Genomic DNA, 14,892 nt, shown 5'->3' on the forward strand with positions numbered 1-14,892 from the left:
GGCGGGTCCTCCTTATTCGGCGGCGGCGCGCTGGCGCGCGGCGTCGGATTCGACATGGTCGGCCTTGCGGTCGCGGCGGCGGAACACCCGGCCCACCCGGCTCGCACCCTCGACGAGGCCGCCCGGCAGGAAGATCACGACCAGCATGAACATGATGCCCAGCGTCAGGTGCCAGCCCTTGCCGATGAAGGGGTGGATGACGGCGACCACGAAGTTCTCCAGCCCGTCGGGCATGAAGGCGAACCACTGGTGCAGGATGCCGTCGTTGATCTTCGAGAAGATGTTCTCGAAGTACTTGATGAAGCCCGCGCCGAGCACCGGCCCGATCAGCGTGCCGGCACCGCCGAGGATGGTCATCAGCACCACCTCTCCGCTCGCCGTCCACTGCATCCGGTCGGCGCCCGCCAGCGGGTCCATCGCCGCCAGAAGGCCGCCGGCGAGACCGGCATACATGCCGGAGATCACGAAGGCCGCCAGCGTGTAGGGCCGCGAGTTCAGGCCGGTGTAGTTCATCCGCTGCTGGTTCGACTTCACCGCCCTGAGCATCATGCCGAAGGGCGAGCGGAAGATCCGCACCGAGATGTAGAAGGCGACGAGCATCAGCGCCGCGCAGAAGTAGTAGCCGACCGAGAAGTCCCAGGACCACGGCCCCACGAACAGCGTGGTGGTGTCGCGCATCTCGGCGCCGAACAGCGATGTGACCGGCAGGCCGCTGCTCTCGCCGTCGAGGATGCGCGGGTCCGACAGGGTGATCTGCAGCCCGGTCTCGCCGTTGGTCACGGGCGTCAGCACCGAGTAGGCGAGGTTGTAGCTCATCTGCGCGAAGGCCAGCGTCAGGATCGAGAAGTAGATGCCCGAGCGGCGCAGGCTGACGAAGCCGATCACCAGCGCGAAGAGCCCGGCCATGACGATCGACAGCAGGATCGCCGGGATCACGTTCATGCTCAGCAGCTTGAACATCCAGACCGCCGAGTAGGAGCCGATCCCGAGGAAGGCGGCATGGCCGAAGGAGAGGTAGCCCGTCAGCCCGAACAGGATGTTGAAGCCGATCGCGAAGATCCCGAAGATCACGAAGCGCTGCATCAGGTCGGGATAGCCCGCGTTGAACTGCGCCAGCGCCGAGCCGGTGGGGAAGGGGTTGAGGATGATCGGGGCGAACAGGGTGATCACCGCCACCGCGATCAGGATGGTGAGGTCTCTGCGCTCAAGTCCGAGCATGGCTTATTCCTCCATCACGCCGCGACGGCCCATCAGGCCGCGGGGGCGGGTCAGCAGAATGACGATGGCGACGAGGTAGATGATGATCTGGTCGATGCCGGGCAGCAACGACTTGACCTCGTTCATTGAGGCGAAGCTCTGCAGGATGCCCAGAAGGAAGCCCGCCAGCACCGCGCCGGGCAGGCTGCCCATGCCGCCGACCACGACCACCACGAAGCTCAGCACCAGGAAATCCATGCCCATGTGGTAGTTGGGCGAAAGGATCGGCGTGTACATCACGCCCGCGAGGCCCGCGACCACGGCCGCGAGGCCGAACATCAGCGTGAAGCGGCGGTCGATGTCGATGCCCAGCAGGCCCACCGTCTCGCGGTCGGCCATGCCGGCGCGAACCACCATGCCGAAGGTGGTGAACTGCAGGAAGGCGAAGACCGCGGCGATGATCACGCCGGCGAAGAAGAAATAGACCAGCCGCCAGTAGGGGTAGATGATCGCGTAAGGGTCGAAGCCGAGCCAGACGCCGATGTCGAGGCTGCCGCGGAAGGCGTCGGGCGCCGGGGTCGGGATCGGGTTGGCGCCGTAGAAATACTTGACGATCTCCTGCAGCACGATGGCAAGGCCGAAGGTCACCAGGATCTGGTCGGCATGCGGGCGCTTGTAGAAGTGCTTGATCAGCCCGCGCTCCATCACGAAGCCCACCAGCAGCATCACCGGGATCGCCAGCAGGATCGCCAGCGGCACCGCCCAGTCGACGATCGTGCCGCCGACCTCCGGGCCGAACCAGTTCTCGACATAGGGCGTCTGGACCTTGAGCGGGTTGCCGAGGAAGTCGGTGCGCTCGGGGTCGATGGTGGTGACGCTGAGCGTCAGGAGCTTCTGCAGCGTCACGGCGCAGAAGGCGCCGATCATGAACAGCGCGCCATGGGCGAAGTTCACCACGCCGAGCGTGCCGAAGATGAGGGTGAGCCCGAGCGCGATCAGCGCGTAGGCCGACCCCTTGTCGAGCCCGTTCAGGATCTGGATGAGTATGGCGTCCATGGTCCCCGTCCTTGCTGAGGATGGTCAAGCCGCCCCGGGCCGCGCGCGCCTGGGGCGCGCGCGTCGGGAGGGGGCCGGCCGCGAAGCTTGCGCGGCCGGCGGGTTCGGGATCGGGCTCAGGCGCCCGGGTTGCACTCGCCCAGCGACCCGCCCGCGAACATCGGGTGGTCGTGCGCGTAGGTGACCTGCTCGGTCGGCGTGACCTCGACGATCTCCACGAGGTGGAACTCGTCCTGCGGGTTCTCAGCGCCCTTCACCACCACCACGTCCTTGAAGCACTGGTGGTCCTCGGCGCGGTAGAGGGTCGGGCCGTTGCCGAGTCCGTCGAACTCGTAGCCCTCGAGCGCCTCGACCACGGCGCAGGGGTTGAAGTCGCCCGCCCGGGTGACGGCGTCGGCATAGAGCAGCGTCTGCACGTAGCAGGTGTGCGCGGCCTGGCTCGGCGGGAAGCCGTACTTCTCGCCGAAGCTCTTCACGAAGGCCTTGGTGCCGGCGTCCTCGAGCTTCCAGTCCCAGTTCTGCGAGCCGGGGATGCCCTTGATCGCCTGGCCCGCGCCGCGTGCCATCAGCTCGGAGTAGAGCGGCACGACGATCTGGAAGTCCTTGCCGTTGGCTTGCCGCTCGCGCAGGCCGAACTGCACTGCCTGGGTCAGCGAGTTCACCATGTCGCCGCCGTAGTGGTTGAGCACCAGCACGTCGGCGCCCGAGTTCAGCACCGGCGCGATGTAGGACGAGAAATCGCCCGCGCCGAGCGGCGTGCGCACCTTCTCGGCGGTCTGCCAGCCCATCGCCTCGGTCGCCGCGGCGATCGATTCCTCCTGGGTCCAGCCCCAGGTGTAGTCGGCGGTCAGGTGATAGGCGCGCCGGTCGGTGCCGTAGAGGTTCTGCAGCACCGGGGCGAGCGCCGCGGCCGACATGTAGGCGTTGAAGAAATGCCTAAAGCCGTTGGCCTTGCGGTCCTTGCCGGTGGTGTCGTTGGAATGGGTGAGGCCGGCCATGAAGATCACGCCGGCTTCCTGGCACAGGCCCTGCACCGCCACCGCGACGCCCGAGGAGGAGCCCCCGGAGATCATGATCGCGCCGTCCTTCTGGATCATCGACTGCGCCGAAGCGCGGGCGGCGTCGGACTTGGTCTGGGTGTCGCCGGTGACGAACTCGACCTTCTTGCCGAGGATGCCGGTGCCGTCGAGCGCCTGGCTCGAGAAGGTCTGCAGCATGCCGCCGTCGCCGCCGCCGTTGAGGTGCTCGACCGCCAGTTCGAAGGCGCGCAGTTCGTCGGCGCCCTCGTCGGCATAGGCGCCGGTCTGCGGCACGTTGAAGCCGAGCGTCACGCTCGACCCGGTCGGCGCGTTGGTGAAGGCCGCGGCCGAGGACGCGGTGAAGATGGTCGGCAGCGCGAGGCCCGCGCCGGTCGCCGCCCCGCTCTTCAGCACGCCCCTGCGCGAGAAGGTCTGTCGTGTCATGTGGTCTCCTCCCTTGTCTGGGTCGGCCGCGCCGGACCTCCTCCGCCCCGCGCGACCGCCACACCTTCCGGTGCGCCGCCAGTATCGCGCCTGATCTGAAAACGGCTCAACAAGTCATTGGCGTGGCGCCGTCTTTCTGTAAATTGTTCGACAGGAGGATCTGAAAATGTGTCAATTCGTTTTCGCGGCACCGCAGAATGCGGTTGAATCGGAACGACAAAACCGGGCCGTCCCGCATGGCTGAGCGCTCGCTCGCCGGGTCGCGGATCCGGGCGCGGCGGCTCGATGCCGGGATGCGGCAGGCCGATCTGGCCCGCGAGGCCGGCATCTCGCCCTCCTATCTCAACCTGATCGAGCACAATCGCCGCCGGATCGGCGGCCGGCTGCTGCAGCGCATCGCCCGCGCGCTGGGCGTCGAGCCGGCGAGCCTGTCCGAAGGCGCCGGCGGGGCGGTTCTGGCGCGGCTGCGCGCCGCGGCCGCCGCGGCCGGGCAGGAGGCCGATCTGGCCGAGGAGTTCGCCGGCCGCTTCCCCGGCTGGGCGGAGCTGGTCGCCGGCCAGTCCCGGCGGATCGAACGGCTCGAGGCGCAGGTCTCGGCGCTGGGCGACCGGCTGGCGCACGACCCGGAACTGTCGGCCTCGCTGCACCAGGTGATCGACGCGGCCACCGCGATCCGCTCCACCGCCTCGATCCTGGTCGGCGGCGAGGATCTCGACCGGGACTGGCAGGACCGGTTCCACCGCAACATCCACGCCGAGAGCCTGCGACTGGCCGAGAACAGCCGGCAGCTCGCCCGCTTCCTCAAGACGCCCGATGCCGGCGACGCGCCTCTCTCGCCGCAGGACGAGGCGGAGCGCGCGTTCGAGACGCTCGGCCCCAAGCTGCCGCTGCTCGAGACCTCGCGCCCCGGCGCGACGCCGGCCGAGCTGCTGCGCGAGGTCGAGGGGCTGAGCGAGGCGGGCGCCGCGCTCCTGTCACGCTGGCTCGGCCGTCATGCGGCCGATGCCGCCCTGCTGCCCGCAGAGGTGATCGGCGGGGCCTGGCGCCGCACGCCCGACCCGATGGCGGTGGCCCGCGACACCGGCGCGCCGCTCGCCGCCGTGCTGCGGCGGCTCGCCGCCCTGCCGCCGGGGGCGGGGCCGGCGCGGGCCGGGCTGGCGATCTGCGATGCCGGCGGCGCGATCGGCCAGCGCCGCGGGATCGAGGGGGTGGCGCTGCCGCGGGGCGGCACCGCCTGTCCGCTCTGGCCGCTGTTCGAGGCGCTGCTGCAGCCGGGCCGGCCGCTGCGCTGCCGGGTCGAGCTGCCAGGACTGGGCGAGCCCACCCGCCTGACCGCCTACGCTGTGGCCGAAATCGCCGCGGCGCCGGGCTGGGACCGGCCCGCCCGGGCGGAGGCGGTGATGCTGCTCCTGCCCGATGCGCCGGACCTCGGGGCGCTGGCGCCGCGCCCGGTCGGCCCCGGCTGCCGGCTCTGCCCGCGCGGCGACTGCGCGGCGCGGCGCGAACCCTCGATCCTGCCGGCCTGAGACGCGGGCCCCGTGCGAGGTGTTTTGACAGCTCGACCGGCCGGGGCGATAGTGTGGTGTCGGCGCGCCGGGGGAGGGTGCGTCGCGCGACGGGGGAGCCCATGGCGAGACGTGTCCTGCTGATCGAGGACGAGCCCAACATCATCGAGGCGATCAGCTTCATCCTGTCGCGAGACGGCTGGACGGTGCACACCCATTCCGACGGGGCGACCGCGCTCGACCGGGTGCGCGCGCATCCACCGGACCTCGTGATCCTCGACGCGATGCTGCCGGGCCTTTCGGGCTTCGACATCCTGGGCGAGCTGCGCGCCGATGCGGGCCTGGGCGACCTGCCGGTGATGATGCTCACCGCGCGCGGCCAAGATCGCGACCGGGCGTTGGCGATGCGGCTCGGCGCCACGCATTTCATGACCAAGCCCTTCTCGAACGCCGAGATCCTCGACCGGGTGCGGGCCCTTGCGCGGGCCTGAGCCGCGCCCGCTCTTCCTGGTGCGCGCCTCCTACCGCCGGCGGAGGCTGCGCGACGCCGCGCGGCTCGCCCCGGCGGCCGCGGCGCTGCTTTGGACGTTGCCGCTGATCTGGCCGCGCGGCGAGACGCGGATCTCGGTCGTGCTGGTCTATCTTTTCGTCGTCTGGGGGCTGAGCGTGGCGGTGGCGGCGCTGATGGCCCGGGCCCTGCTGCGCGCCGATGCCGCCGAGCCGGGCCCGCGGGACGCCCCCGACGAGCGGGAGCCCCCGGAATGAGGCGGCGCCGATGCTGAGCTTCAACGGGCTGGTCGCGATCTCGGCGACCTATGTGGCGTTTCTCTTCGCGGTGGCCTTCGCGGCCGACCGGCGGGCGGCGCGCGGGCATGACGGCTGGCTGCGCAGCCCGTGGATCTACACGCTGTCGCTGTCGATCTACTGCACCGCCTGGACATTCTACGGCGCGGTCGGCTACGCGGCGCGGTCGGGGCTCGAATATCTCACGATCTATCTCGGCCCGAGCCTCGTCATGCTCGGCTGGTGGTGGCTCCTGCGCAAGCTGGTCCGGATCGGCCGGGCCCAGCGCATCACCTCGATCGCCGACCTCGTTTCCTCGCGCTTCGGCAAGTCGACCTCGCTCGGGGTCATCGTCACCCTGCTCGCGGTGGTCGGCGTCACCCCCTACATCGCGCTGCAGCTGCAATCGATCAGCCAGAGCTTCGCGGTGTTCGGCGCCGCCGGCGGCGCGCGCTGGCACGGGCTCGATGCCGGGTCGGTCGCGCTGTGGTCGGCGGCCGGTCTCGCGCTCTTCACCATCCTCTTCGGCACCCGCAACCTCGACGCCAACGAGCGCCACCACGGCATCGTCATGGCCGTCGCGGTCGAGGCCGTGGTCAAGCTCGGCGCGCTGGTCGCGGTCGGCGTCTTCGTGGTCTGGGGCCTGGGCGGCGGTCCGGCCGGGATGCTGGCGCGGATCGACGCCTCGCCGATCGCCGCGTGGGAGCAGTCGGGCGGGCGCTGGGTCGCCTACACCGCGCTCTCGGCCGCGGCGCTTCTGTGCCTGCCGCGTATGTTCCAGGTGCTGGTGGTCGAGAATGCCGACGAGAGCCACCTCGCCACGGCGAGCTGGGCCTTCCCGCTCTATCTTCTGGTGATGAGCCTCTTCGTGGTGCCGATCGCGGTGATGGGGCTCGAGCTGCTGCCCGGCACCAACCCCGACATGTTCGTGCTCACCCTGCCGCTCAGCCAGGGCCGCGAGGGGCTGGCGGTCTGGGCGTTCCTCGGCGGCTTTTCCTCGGCCACCTCGATGGTGCTGGTGGCGACCATCGCGCTCGCGACCATGGTGTCGAACCACATCGTGGTGCCGCTGTGGCTGCGGGCGCGCTCGGGCGGCGCGATGATGTCGGGCGACGTGCGCTCGGTGGTGCTGACGGCGCGGCGGCTGTCGATCGTCGCGGTGCTGGGGCTCGGCTACCTCTATTTCCGGCTGTCGGGCGGCGGCGCGGCGCTGGCCTCGATCGGCCTCGTCGCCTTCGTCGGCGTGGTGCAGGTGCTGCCGGCCATGATCGGCGGGCTGTTCTGGCGCGGCGCCACCCGCGGCGGCGCGGCGGCGGGGCTGCTGGCGGGCTTCGGGCTCTGGCTCTGGACCATGTTCCTGCCCAGCGTCGGCGACGGCGCGCTGCTCTCGGCGCAGGTCATGGCCGACGGCCCCTGGGGGCTCGACTGGCTCAGGCCGCGGGCGTTGTTCGGCGCCGCGACGCTCGACCCGGTGCTGCACGCGGCGATCTGGTCGCTCGGCATCAACACCGCGCTCTTCGTCGCGGTCTCGCTGCTGAGCTTTCCCGGCCCGGTCGAGCGGTTGCAGGGCGCGCAGTTCGTCAATGTCTTCGACCATTCCGACAATCCGGGCAGCTGGATGCGCGGCGCGGCCGAGGCCGAGGACCTGCTTGTGATGGCGCAGCGCATTCTCGGCCCGGCCGAGGCGCAGCAGGTCTTCGCCCGCGCCGCCGGCGCGCAGGGCAAGGCGGGCTGGCTGCCCGACGTGACGCCCGGCTTCATCCAGGAGCTCGAGCGCGAGCTGGCGGGCTCGGTCGGTGCCGCCACGGCGCATGCCATGCTGGGCCAGATGACCCAAGGCGCCAGCGTCTCGGTCGAGGACCTGATCGCCGTGGCCGACGAGGCGGCGCAGATCATGGAGTACTCGACCCGGCTGGAGCAGAAATCCGCCGAGCTGGAGCGCACCGCCGGCGCGCTGCGCGAGGCCAACGCCAAGCTCACCGCGCTGTCGGTGCAGAAGGACGCCTTCCTCAGCCAGATCAGCCACGAGCTGCGCACGCCCATGACCTCGATCCGCGCCTTCTCCGAGATCCTGCAGGCCGGCGGGCTGAACCCGCAGGAACAGACCCGCTTCGCCGGCATCATCGGCGAGGAGGCCGGCCGGCTGACCCGGCTTCTAGACGAGCTGCTCGACCTCGCGGTGCTCGAATCGGGGCAGGGCCGACTCGATGTCCGCGCCGTCCGGCTCGACGAGATGATCGACCGGGCGCTGGCGGCGGCGCTGCCCGAGGGCGGGTCGATGAAGGTGCTGCGCCGCCGCGCCGAGGAGGCCGTGGCGCTCGAGACCGACGCGGACCGGCTGACGCAGGTCTTCATCAACCTCATCACCAATGCGCGGAAATACTGCGACGCCCCGGCGCCGGAGCTGCGGATCGAGGTGCGCGATGCCGGTCGCGCGGTCGATTTCATCGACAATGGCAGCGGCATCGCACCCGAGCAGAGCCGGGTCATCTTCGAGAAATTCTCGCGGCTCGGCGATCCGGGCAAGGCCGGCGGGGCCGGTCTCGGCCTCGCCATCTGCCGGGAGATCATGTCCCGGCTCGGCGGTGCGATCAGCTACCTGCCGGGGCAGGGCGGCGCGGCCTTCAGGGTCGCGCTGCCCGCCACCGCACCGTCCCTTAGCAATGCCTAAACCCTGATCGGTCAGACTGGTCCGGCGGACGGGCGGCTCGGGGCGCGGGCGGGCACGAGGATGAGCGGGGACGAGGATGAGCGAAGCGTTGGGGGAGCGGCAGCTGCTGCGGCCGGTCGCCGGGCCGGGGCCGGAGCCGGCGGATCTGCGGCGCGCGGTCGCCCGGGCGGCCGATCGCGCCGCCGCCCTGCCGGCAAGCCTGCGCGACACGCCGGAGCCGCGCGAGCTGTCGCTCGACCGGCTACTGGCCGAGTTGGAGGAGGCGCCGCTGCTCTTCGCGATCGAGCGTGACGGGACGGCGGTGGGCCTGGCCGCGCTCGATCACGGTCTGGGCGCCGCCTTGGTCGAGGCGCAGACTCTCGGCCGGCTGTCGGCCACCGCCGCCCCGCCAAGGCCGCTCAGCGGCACGGATGCGGCGCTGGCGCGCGGCTTCCCCGACGCACTGCTGCGCGAACTGGCGCGATCCGGGGATGAGCATCTGTCGGGCTGGGGCGACGGCCTCGCCCTCGCGGCGCGCTGGCGCGATGCGCGCGCGGCCGCGATGGGGCTGGCGCCGGGCGGTTATCGCTGCCTGCGGCTGTCTCTCGATCTCGGCCTGTCGGGGCGGGCAGGCGAGTTGGTGCTGGCGCAGCGTGCGGCGCCGGGCGGGGCCGCGCCGGCCGCGGACTGGCGCGCGGCCTTTCGGGAGGCGGTCCTGCCGGCCCCCGCCGCGCTGACCGCCGTGCTGACCCGGATCGCCATCCCGCTCGACCGGCTCGAGGCCATGGCACCGGGCCAGATGCTGCCGCTCGCCGGGGCGGATCTGGGGGAGGTGCGGCTCGAAGGGGGGGGCGGGGCCGTCGTGGCCCGGGCCCGGCTCGGGCAGATCAACGGCAATCGCGCGGTCCGGCTGGAGCCGCGGCCGGCCATCGACCTCGGGCCACTGCCTGCGGCCGCGCCGGCGCTGCCGGGCGCGCCCTAGACGGGCCGCCTCACTCGGCTTCGCCGTCCGCCTCGCGCAGCGCCTCGAGCTGCGGGCGCAGACGGGCGAGGTCGTAGCCGGCCTTCTCGGTCGCGGCGATGATCTCGTCGGTCTCCATCCGGCCGACCTGGCCCAGCGACCAGACGATCGAGGAGCGCGTGCCCGAGGCGCAATAGGCCAGCACCGGCCCGTCCGAGCTTTCGAGCGCCTGCATCTGCCGGTCCACCACCTCGCGGTTCAGGCTCTGATGCGTCACCGGGTTCAGCGCGAAGCGCAGCCCGGCGGCCTCGGTCGCGACGCGCAGCGCTTCGGCCTGAAGCTCGGCGGGCACTTCCTCGTCGGGGCGGTTGCACAGCACGGTGGAGAAGCCCGCCTCCTTGATCGCGGGGATGTCCTCCGGCGCGATTTGCGGGCTGACGGCGTAGTCGGGGGCGATGCGGCGAATATCCATGTGCCAAGCTCTAGCCCCGGCCGGGGCGCCCGTCCAGTCTCCCGATCGGTCCCGCATCCGGGCGAGAAGCCTTGCGCTGGCCACCCGCCACGGTCGAAGGTGGAGACAGGACAACAGTGTCGGGGCGGAAACGAGCATGGAGGAGCAGCGGATCGCATTGCGCGTCGAGGACGGTATCGCGACGCTGCGCCTGTCCTTCGCGCCGGTCAACGCGCTCGACCCGCAGCTGCGGCGCGAGCTGGGCGCGGCGCTCGACGATCTCGAGGCGCGCGAAGGCTTGCAGGGCGTGGTGCTCTGCGCCGCAGGGCCCGGCTTCTCGGTCGGGTTCGACCTGCGCGAGATCGGGGCGCCCGACGACGCCGCGCCGCCGCTGTGGCGCCTGTGCGCGCGGATCGAGGCGCTGCCCTGCCCGGTGGTGGCGGTGCTGCGGGGCGCGGCACTCGGCGCGGGGGCCGAGCTGGCGCTCGCGGCGCATTACCGGCTGGCGGCGCCCGACGCCCGGATCGGCCTGCCCGACATCGTGCTGGGCCTCGTGCCCGGGGCGGGCGGCGGGCAGCGGCTGGCGCGGCTCTGCGGGGCGAAGGCCGCGCTCGACCTCCTGCTGCATGGCCGGCCGGTGGATGCGGCGGCGGCGCAGGCCGCGGGCCTGGTCGACGGCGTGGTCGGCGAGACGCCGGAGGCGGCCGAGGCGGCGGCGCGCGAACTGGCGGAGCATCTCGCCCATGCCGGGATCCGGCCGCGCCCGGTCAGCGCCCGGCGCGAGCGGATGATCGACGGCGGCACCTGGCTCGCCGAGGTTGCCGCGCGGCGCCGCAAGATCGCCGCGACGCCGTTGCGGACGGCGGCCCGGATCGTCGATAGCGTCGAGGCCGCGCTGCTGATGACGCCCGTGGCGGCGCTGCGGTTCGAGCGGCTGGCGCATCGCGAAAGCCGGGCCGATCCGCAGTTCGCCGCCCTGCACCACGTCTATTTCGCAGAGCGCAGGGTGCCGCGCAGCCTGCTCGAGCGCCGCTCCGGCCGGCTGGCGCCGACGCCGGCGGGGGACGAGCTGCTGCAGCGCCTGCACAAGGCGGCCGATGGGCTGGGCACGCCCGAGCGGCGGCGCGCCGCGCTGGTGATCGAGGGGCTGCGGCTGTTGTCGGACGGCCGTCTGTCGCGCGCCTCCGACATCGACGCGCTGGCGGTGCATGGGTTGGGATGGCCGCGGCTGCAGGGCGGCCCGGTGCATGAGAGCCTGCGCGAGGGGCTGGAGCCGCTGCTCGAACGGCTGCGGCTCTGGGCGCGCAGCGACCCCGAATGGACGGCGCCGGAGCTGCTCGAGGCGGCGGCGCGCGCGGGCGGCGACATCGACGCGGCGCTGGCCGCGCAGCGGCGGGCGGCGGCCGGGCCGCCGGCCGCGCTCAGGTCAGGATAACGCCCACGACCACCATGATCAGCCCAAGCATCGACAGCATCAACGCCCCGATGTTGAGCGGCACGATCCGCGCCAGCCGGGCGCGCATCTGCGCATCCTCGAGGCCCTGACGCCGCAGCCGCATCACCGCGATCAGGCTCCACAGGATCGCCGCGAAACCGGCAAGGGTGATCGCGGCCCCGATCCAGACGACAAGCTCCATCCTGGTCCTCTCCCGACCCGTTGACGCCCCGGCCTAGCCTTCCTGCCGGGGCGGCACAAGTCCGCGCATGGCCGCGCTTGAAGCCGCCCGGCCCGGGCGGTAGGGAAGGGCCCCGACATCCGGCCCATCCCAGGAGAGCTACATGAGCGTGTCATCCGTGATCGAGACCCAGACCGACGCCACCGCGGAAGAGCTGCGCCAGTTCATCGAACGCGTCGAGCATCTCGAGGCCGAGAAGAAGGACATCGCCGAGCAGATCAAGGAAGTCATGGCCGAGGCGAAGGGGCGCGGCTACGACACCAAGGTGCTGCGCAAGGTGATCGCGCTGCGCAAGCGCGAGCCCGACGACATCGCCGAGGAAGAGGCGGTGCTCGAGCTCTACAAGGCCGCGCTCGGCATGGCCTGACCGGCTCGCCCGACCCGCTCAGGCGGTGACCAGCGTGACCCGGTCCATGGCGGCGATGCGGTCGAGATCCGCCTCGTAGCGGGCGCTGAGATCGGCCAGAAGCACCGCGTCCCAGCCCGGAACCTCGACCGGCTGGCGCAGCGCCTCGGGGCGGGCGTAGCGGTCGAGGAAGGCCGAGACGATGCGCGGCCGCGCCGCCTCGGGCGGGCGCTGCTGTGCGAGGTAGTCCCGCAGCCGCGCCGCGCCCTCCTCTGGCATCAGCGCGGCGGCCATGTCCGATGCGCCCTCCACCGTCGATCCGGCAGGCAGGTCGGCGATGCGCCGGATCAGCTCGCCCCAGATCAGCGGGGCGTCCTCGTCGCACCAGACCGTGAGCCGGGCCTCGGGCGCGGCCGCGAGCAGCCGGGCGATCACGTCGGACCAGCGGATCCGGCGCGGGTCGAGCCCGGACATGAAATCGTCGAACCCGGCGATCCGGGTCTGGCCCCAGACCGCCGGCAGGTAGCCGGCCGGGTTGCGGATGCCGAGAAACATCTCGATCCGGTCGCCGGGAAACAGCGCCGCCAGCGACCGCGCCTTGAAGCCCGCCATCTCGTGGAACTGCCCGGCCTCGCAGACCTTGGCGGGCGGGCACAGGAAGGCCGGGTTGCCCAGCACCAGCCGCCGGGCGCCCTCGCGCTCGGCCTCCTCGAGGATCGCGTCGAGCAGCACCTCGCGCCCCTCGGGTTCGGGCGCGCCGCCGGCCAGGTGCTGCACGGTTTCGCGCAGGAGCCGCCGGTAGCGGGCGATCGGCGGCACCATGGTGCCGCGCGGCGCGAGCGCGGCGCGGTTGCTCTCGACCGATCCCAGCAGGCGGTCGTCGTCGGTGCAGGGCGCGCCGATGTGGAAGGCGATGTCCATTCGCGGGTCTTGTCTTTCGTCACTGCTCGTCGCGCCATCATATCGGGCCGGCTGGACAGCGAAACCGCTTTCCGCTACCGCGCACCGCATGTCAGAGCGAAGCGGTCAGATTTCCGGAGCGACACCCATGCGCCCGCGTTGGCCTGACCCGTGGTCGCTGGGCGCCGTGGCGATCGCCGCGCTGGTGCTGCTGCCGGTGCTGTCGGTGATCTGGCTGGCGTTCCGGCCCGAGGACAACATCTGGCCGCACCTGCTGTCGACGACCCTGCCGCGCTACCTGGGCAACACGCTGCTGCTGATGAGCACGGTCGGCGCGATCACCGCGCTGGTGGGGGCCGGGGCCGGCTGGCTCGTGGTGATGTACCGCTTCCCCGGCCATGGCTGGCTGCAATGGGCGCTGCTGCTGCCGCTGGCGGTGCCGGCCTATGTCGGCGCCTACGCGCTCGTGGATTTCCTCGAATATGCCGGCCCGGTGCAGACGGGGCTGCGCCAGCTGATGGGCTGGCAGGACGCGCGCGACTACGTCTTCCCGCAGATCCGCTCGCGCGGGGCGGCGGTGCTGGTGCTCTCGGCCGCGCTCTACCCCTATGTCTACCTGCTGGCGCGTGCCGCCTTCCGCGAACAGTCGGGCGCGGGCTTCGAGGTCGCCCGCGCGCTCGGCGTCGGGCCCTGGGGCCGGTTCTGGCGGGTCGGCCTGCCGCTGGCGCGCCCGGCCATCGCCGCGGGCTGCGCCGTGGTGATGATGGAGACGGTCAACGATTTCGGCGTGGTCGACTACTTCGCGGTGCAGACGCTGACCACCGGCATCTTCACCGTCTGGCTGCAGGCCGGCAATCTCGGCGGCGCGGCGCAGCTGGCGACGCTGGTGCTCGGGGTGATCGTGCTCCTGGTGACGCTGGAAAAGCTCAGCCGCCGCCGCTCCCGCTTCTTCGGCTCGGCCCGCCAGCCGCGCCCGGTGGAGCCGGTGCGCCTGACCGGCTGGCAGGGTGCCGCGGCCTGCGCGGCCTGCCTCGTGCCCTTCGGCCTCGGCTTCGTGCTGCCGGTGGCGGTGCTCTCGGGTCACGCGCTCGACGCGGCCGAATGGGCGGCGCCGGGGCTGATCCGGGCACTGACGCACACGCTGGCCACCGGCGGCGCGGCGGCGCTGGCGACGGTGGTGCTGGGGCTGTTCATGGTCTACGGCGCGCGGCTTTCGGGCAAGCGGCTGCCGGTGCTGCTGCTGCCGGTGACGGCGATCGGCTACGCCGCGCCCGGCGCGGTGCTGGGCGTCGGCATCCTGTTCCCTCTGGCCGGGCTCGACAACGCCGTGGCCGATGGCTGGGTGGCGCTGGGCGGCGCCGATCCGGGGCTGATCCTCACCGGCAGCGCCGCGGCGCTGGTGATCGCCTACACGGTGCGCTTCTTCGCCATCGCACAGGGCGCGGCCGACGCGGCGCTGGGCCGGGTGGCGCCGAGCCTGCCGATGGCGGCGCGCTCGCTCGGCCAGACCGCCGGCGGCACGCTGCGCCGGGTCCACCTGCCGCTGATCCGCGCCTCGATCGGCTCGGCGCTGCTTCTGGTCTTCGTCGATTGCGTGAAGGAGTTGCCGGCGACGCTGCTGCTGCGGCCTTTCGGCTACGACACGCTGGCCACCCGGGTGCATGCCAAGGCGAGCCTCGAGAACATCGCCGAGGCCGCGCCGGCGGCGCTGATGATCACCTTGGTGGGCCTTGTCGCGGTGGGCTTTCTCGCCCGCGCCAACCGCTGACGCGAAGCGCCCCTTGCGCCCGGCCCGAAGGGCGGTCTATGCAGGCGGCGTGCCCCTATAGCTCAGCTGGTAGAGCAACTGATTTGTAATCAGTGGGTCGGGAGTTCGAGTCTCTCTGGGGGCACCACCAGATACC

14 protein-coding genes and 1 tRNA gene are annotated in these 14,892 nt (G+C 72.0%); 9 read left to right on the plus strand and 6 right to left on the minus strand.

Annotation, left to right across the window (positions count from 1 at the left end):
• Positions 1 to 12 precede the first annotated feature (12 nt).
• The 3 genes from BLT43_RS00590 to BLT43_RS00600 form a co-directional block, all read right to left on the minus strand.
• A complete protein-coding gene (locus tag BLT43_RS00590; protein ID WP_090109204.1) occupies positions 13 to 1,218 on the minus strand; it encodes a branched-chain amino acid ABC transporter permease in 1,206 nt (401 codons plus the stop codon).
• A gap of 3 nt (positions 1,219 to 1,221) precedes the next feature.
• On the minus strand, positions 1,222 to 2,253 hold the full coding sequence (locus BLT43_RS00595) for a branched-chain amino acid ABC transporter permease (RefSeq protein ID WP_090109206.1): 1,032 nt from the start codon (positions 2,251 to 2,253) through the stop codon (positions 1,222 to 1,224).
• Between the two features lie 116 nt (positions 2,254 to 2,369).
• Complete coding sequence (locus BLT43_RS00600; RefSeq protein ID WP_090109208.1) at positions 2,370 to 3,716, minus strand: substrate-binding protein; 1,347 nt, start codon at positions 3,714 to 3,716, stop codon at positions 2,370 to 2,372.
• A 236-nt stretch (positions 3,717 to 3,952) separates the two neighbouring features.
• On the opposite strand from BLT43_RS00600, the gene BLT43_RS00605 reads away from it, so the two are divergent.
• From BLT43_RS00605 to BLT43_RS00625, 5 genes are all read left to right on the plus strand, one after another.
• A complete protein-coding gene (locus BLT43_RS00605; protein WP_090109210.1) occupies positions 3,953 to 5,242 on the plus strand; it encodes a helix-turn-helix domain-containing protein in 1,290 nt (429 codons plus the stop codon).
• A 101-nt stretch (positions 5,243 to 5,343) separates the two neighbouring features.
• Positions 5,344 to 5,712, plus strand: a complete 369-nt coding sequence (locus BLT43_RS00610) for a response regulator transcription factor (protein ID WP_090109212.1) — start codon at positions 5,344 to 5,346, stop codon at positions 5,710 to 5,712.
• Entirely contained in the window at positions 5,699 to 5,986 is a 288-nt protein-coding gene (locus BLT43_RS00615; RefSeq protein WP_090109214.1) for a hypothetical protein, read from the plus strand. Before BLT43_RS00610 ends, BLT43_RS00615 begins: the two co-directional genes overlap by 14 nt.
• Before the next feature lie 10 nt (positions 5,987 to 5,996).
• Positions 5,997 to 8,675: an ATP-binding protein gene (locus BLT43_RS00620; protein WP_090109215.1), complete on the plus strand. Its 2,679-nt coding sequence runs from the start codon at positions 5,997 to 5,999 to the stop codon at positions 8,673 to 8,675.
• Positions 8,676 to 8,751: 76 nt separating this feature from the next.
• The gene (locus BLT43_RS00625) at positions 8,752 to 9,636 is read left to right on the plus strand and encodes a FliM/FliN family flagellar motor C-terminal domain-containing protein (RefSeq protein ID WP_090109217.1); all 885 of its coding nucleotides are present in this window, start codon (positions 8,752 to 8,754) and stop codon (positions 9,634 to 9,636) included.
• Positions 9,637 to 9,646: 10 nt separating this feature from the next.
• On the opposite strand, the gene BLT43_RS00630 is transcribed toward BLT43_RS00625, so the two are convergent.
• The gene (locus BLT43_RS00630) at positions 9,647 to 10,087 is read right to left on the minus strand and encodes a protein tyrosine phosphatase family protein (RefSeq protein WP_090109219.1); all 441 of its coding nucleotides are present in this window, start codon (positions 10,085 to 10,087) and stop codon (positions 9,647 to 9,649) included.
• Positions 10,088 to 10,223: 136 nt separating this feature from the next.
• Between BLT43_RS00630 and BLT43_RS00635 the strand changes: the two genes are divergently transcribed.
• On the plus strand, positions 10,224 to 11,501 hold the full coding sequence (locus BLT43_RS00635; protein ID WP_165612507.1) for an enoyl-CoA hydratase/isomerase family protein: 1,278 nt from the start codon (positions 10,224 to 10,226) through the stop codon (positions 11,499 to 11,501).
• On the opposite strand, the gene BLT43_RS00640 is transcribed toward BLT43_RS00635, so the two are convergent.
• Positions 11,488 to 11,703 carry a hypothetical protein gene (locus BLT43_RS00640; RefSeq protein ID WP_090109223.1) on the minus strand — a complete coding sequence of 72 codons (216 nt, stop codon included), beginning with the start codon at positions 11,701 to 11,703 and terminating at the stop codon, positions 11,488 to 11,490. The two genes, BLT43_RS00635 and BLT43_RS00640, sit on opposite strands and share 14 nt — an antisense overlap.
• A 142-nt stretch (positions 11,704 to 11,845) precedes the next feature.
• Between BLT43_RS00640 and BLT43_RS00645 the strand changes: the two genes are divergently transcribed.
• Positions 11,846 to 12,109 carry a DUF2312 domain-containing protein gene (locus tag BLT43_RS00645; protein WP_090109224.1) on the plus strand — a complete coding sequence of 88 codons (264 nt, stop codon included), beginning with the start codon at positions 11,846 to 11,848 and terminating at the stop codon, positions 12,107 to 12,109.
• Between the two features lie 18 nt (positions 12,110 to 12,127).
• On the opposite strand, the gene BLT43_RS00650 is transcribed toward BLT43_RS00645, so the two are convergent.
• On the minus strand, positions 12,128 to 13,009 hold the full coding sequence (locus BLT43_RS00650) for a hypothetical protein (protein WP_090109225.1): 882 nt from the start codon (positions 13,007 to 13,009) through the stop codon (positions 12,128 to 12,130).
• 127 nt (positions 13,010 to 13,136) lie between these two features.
• Between BLT43_RS00650 and BLT43_RS00655 the strand changes: the two genes are divergently transcribed.
• Both BLT43_RS00655 and BLT43_RS00660 read left to right on the plus strand, forming a co-directional pair.
• Positions 13,137 to 14,756 (plus strand): ABC transporter permease, encoded by a 1,620-nt coding sequence (locus tag BLT43_RS00655; RefSeq protein ID WP_242652167.1) that lies wholly within the window; start codon positions 13,137 to 13,139, stop codon positions 14,754 to 14,756.
• Between the two features lie 51 nt (positions 14,757 to 14,807).
• Positions 14,808 to 14,883: transfer RNA gene (locus BLT43_RS00660), tRNA-Thr, on the plus strand.
• The last annotated feature ends 9 nt before the right edge of the window (positions 14,884 to 14,892 follow it).

Origin of the sequence: Limimaricola pyoseonensis (genome assembly GCF_900102015.1) — a bacterium.
In the GTDB taxonomy this organism is placed as follows: domain Bacteria; phylum Pseudomonadota; class Alphaproteobacteria; order Rhodobacterales; family Rhodobacteraceae; genus Limimaricola; species Limimaricola pyoseonensis.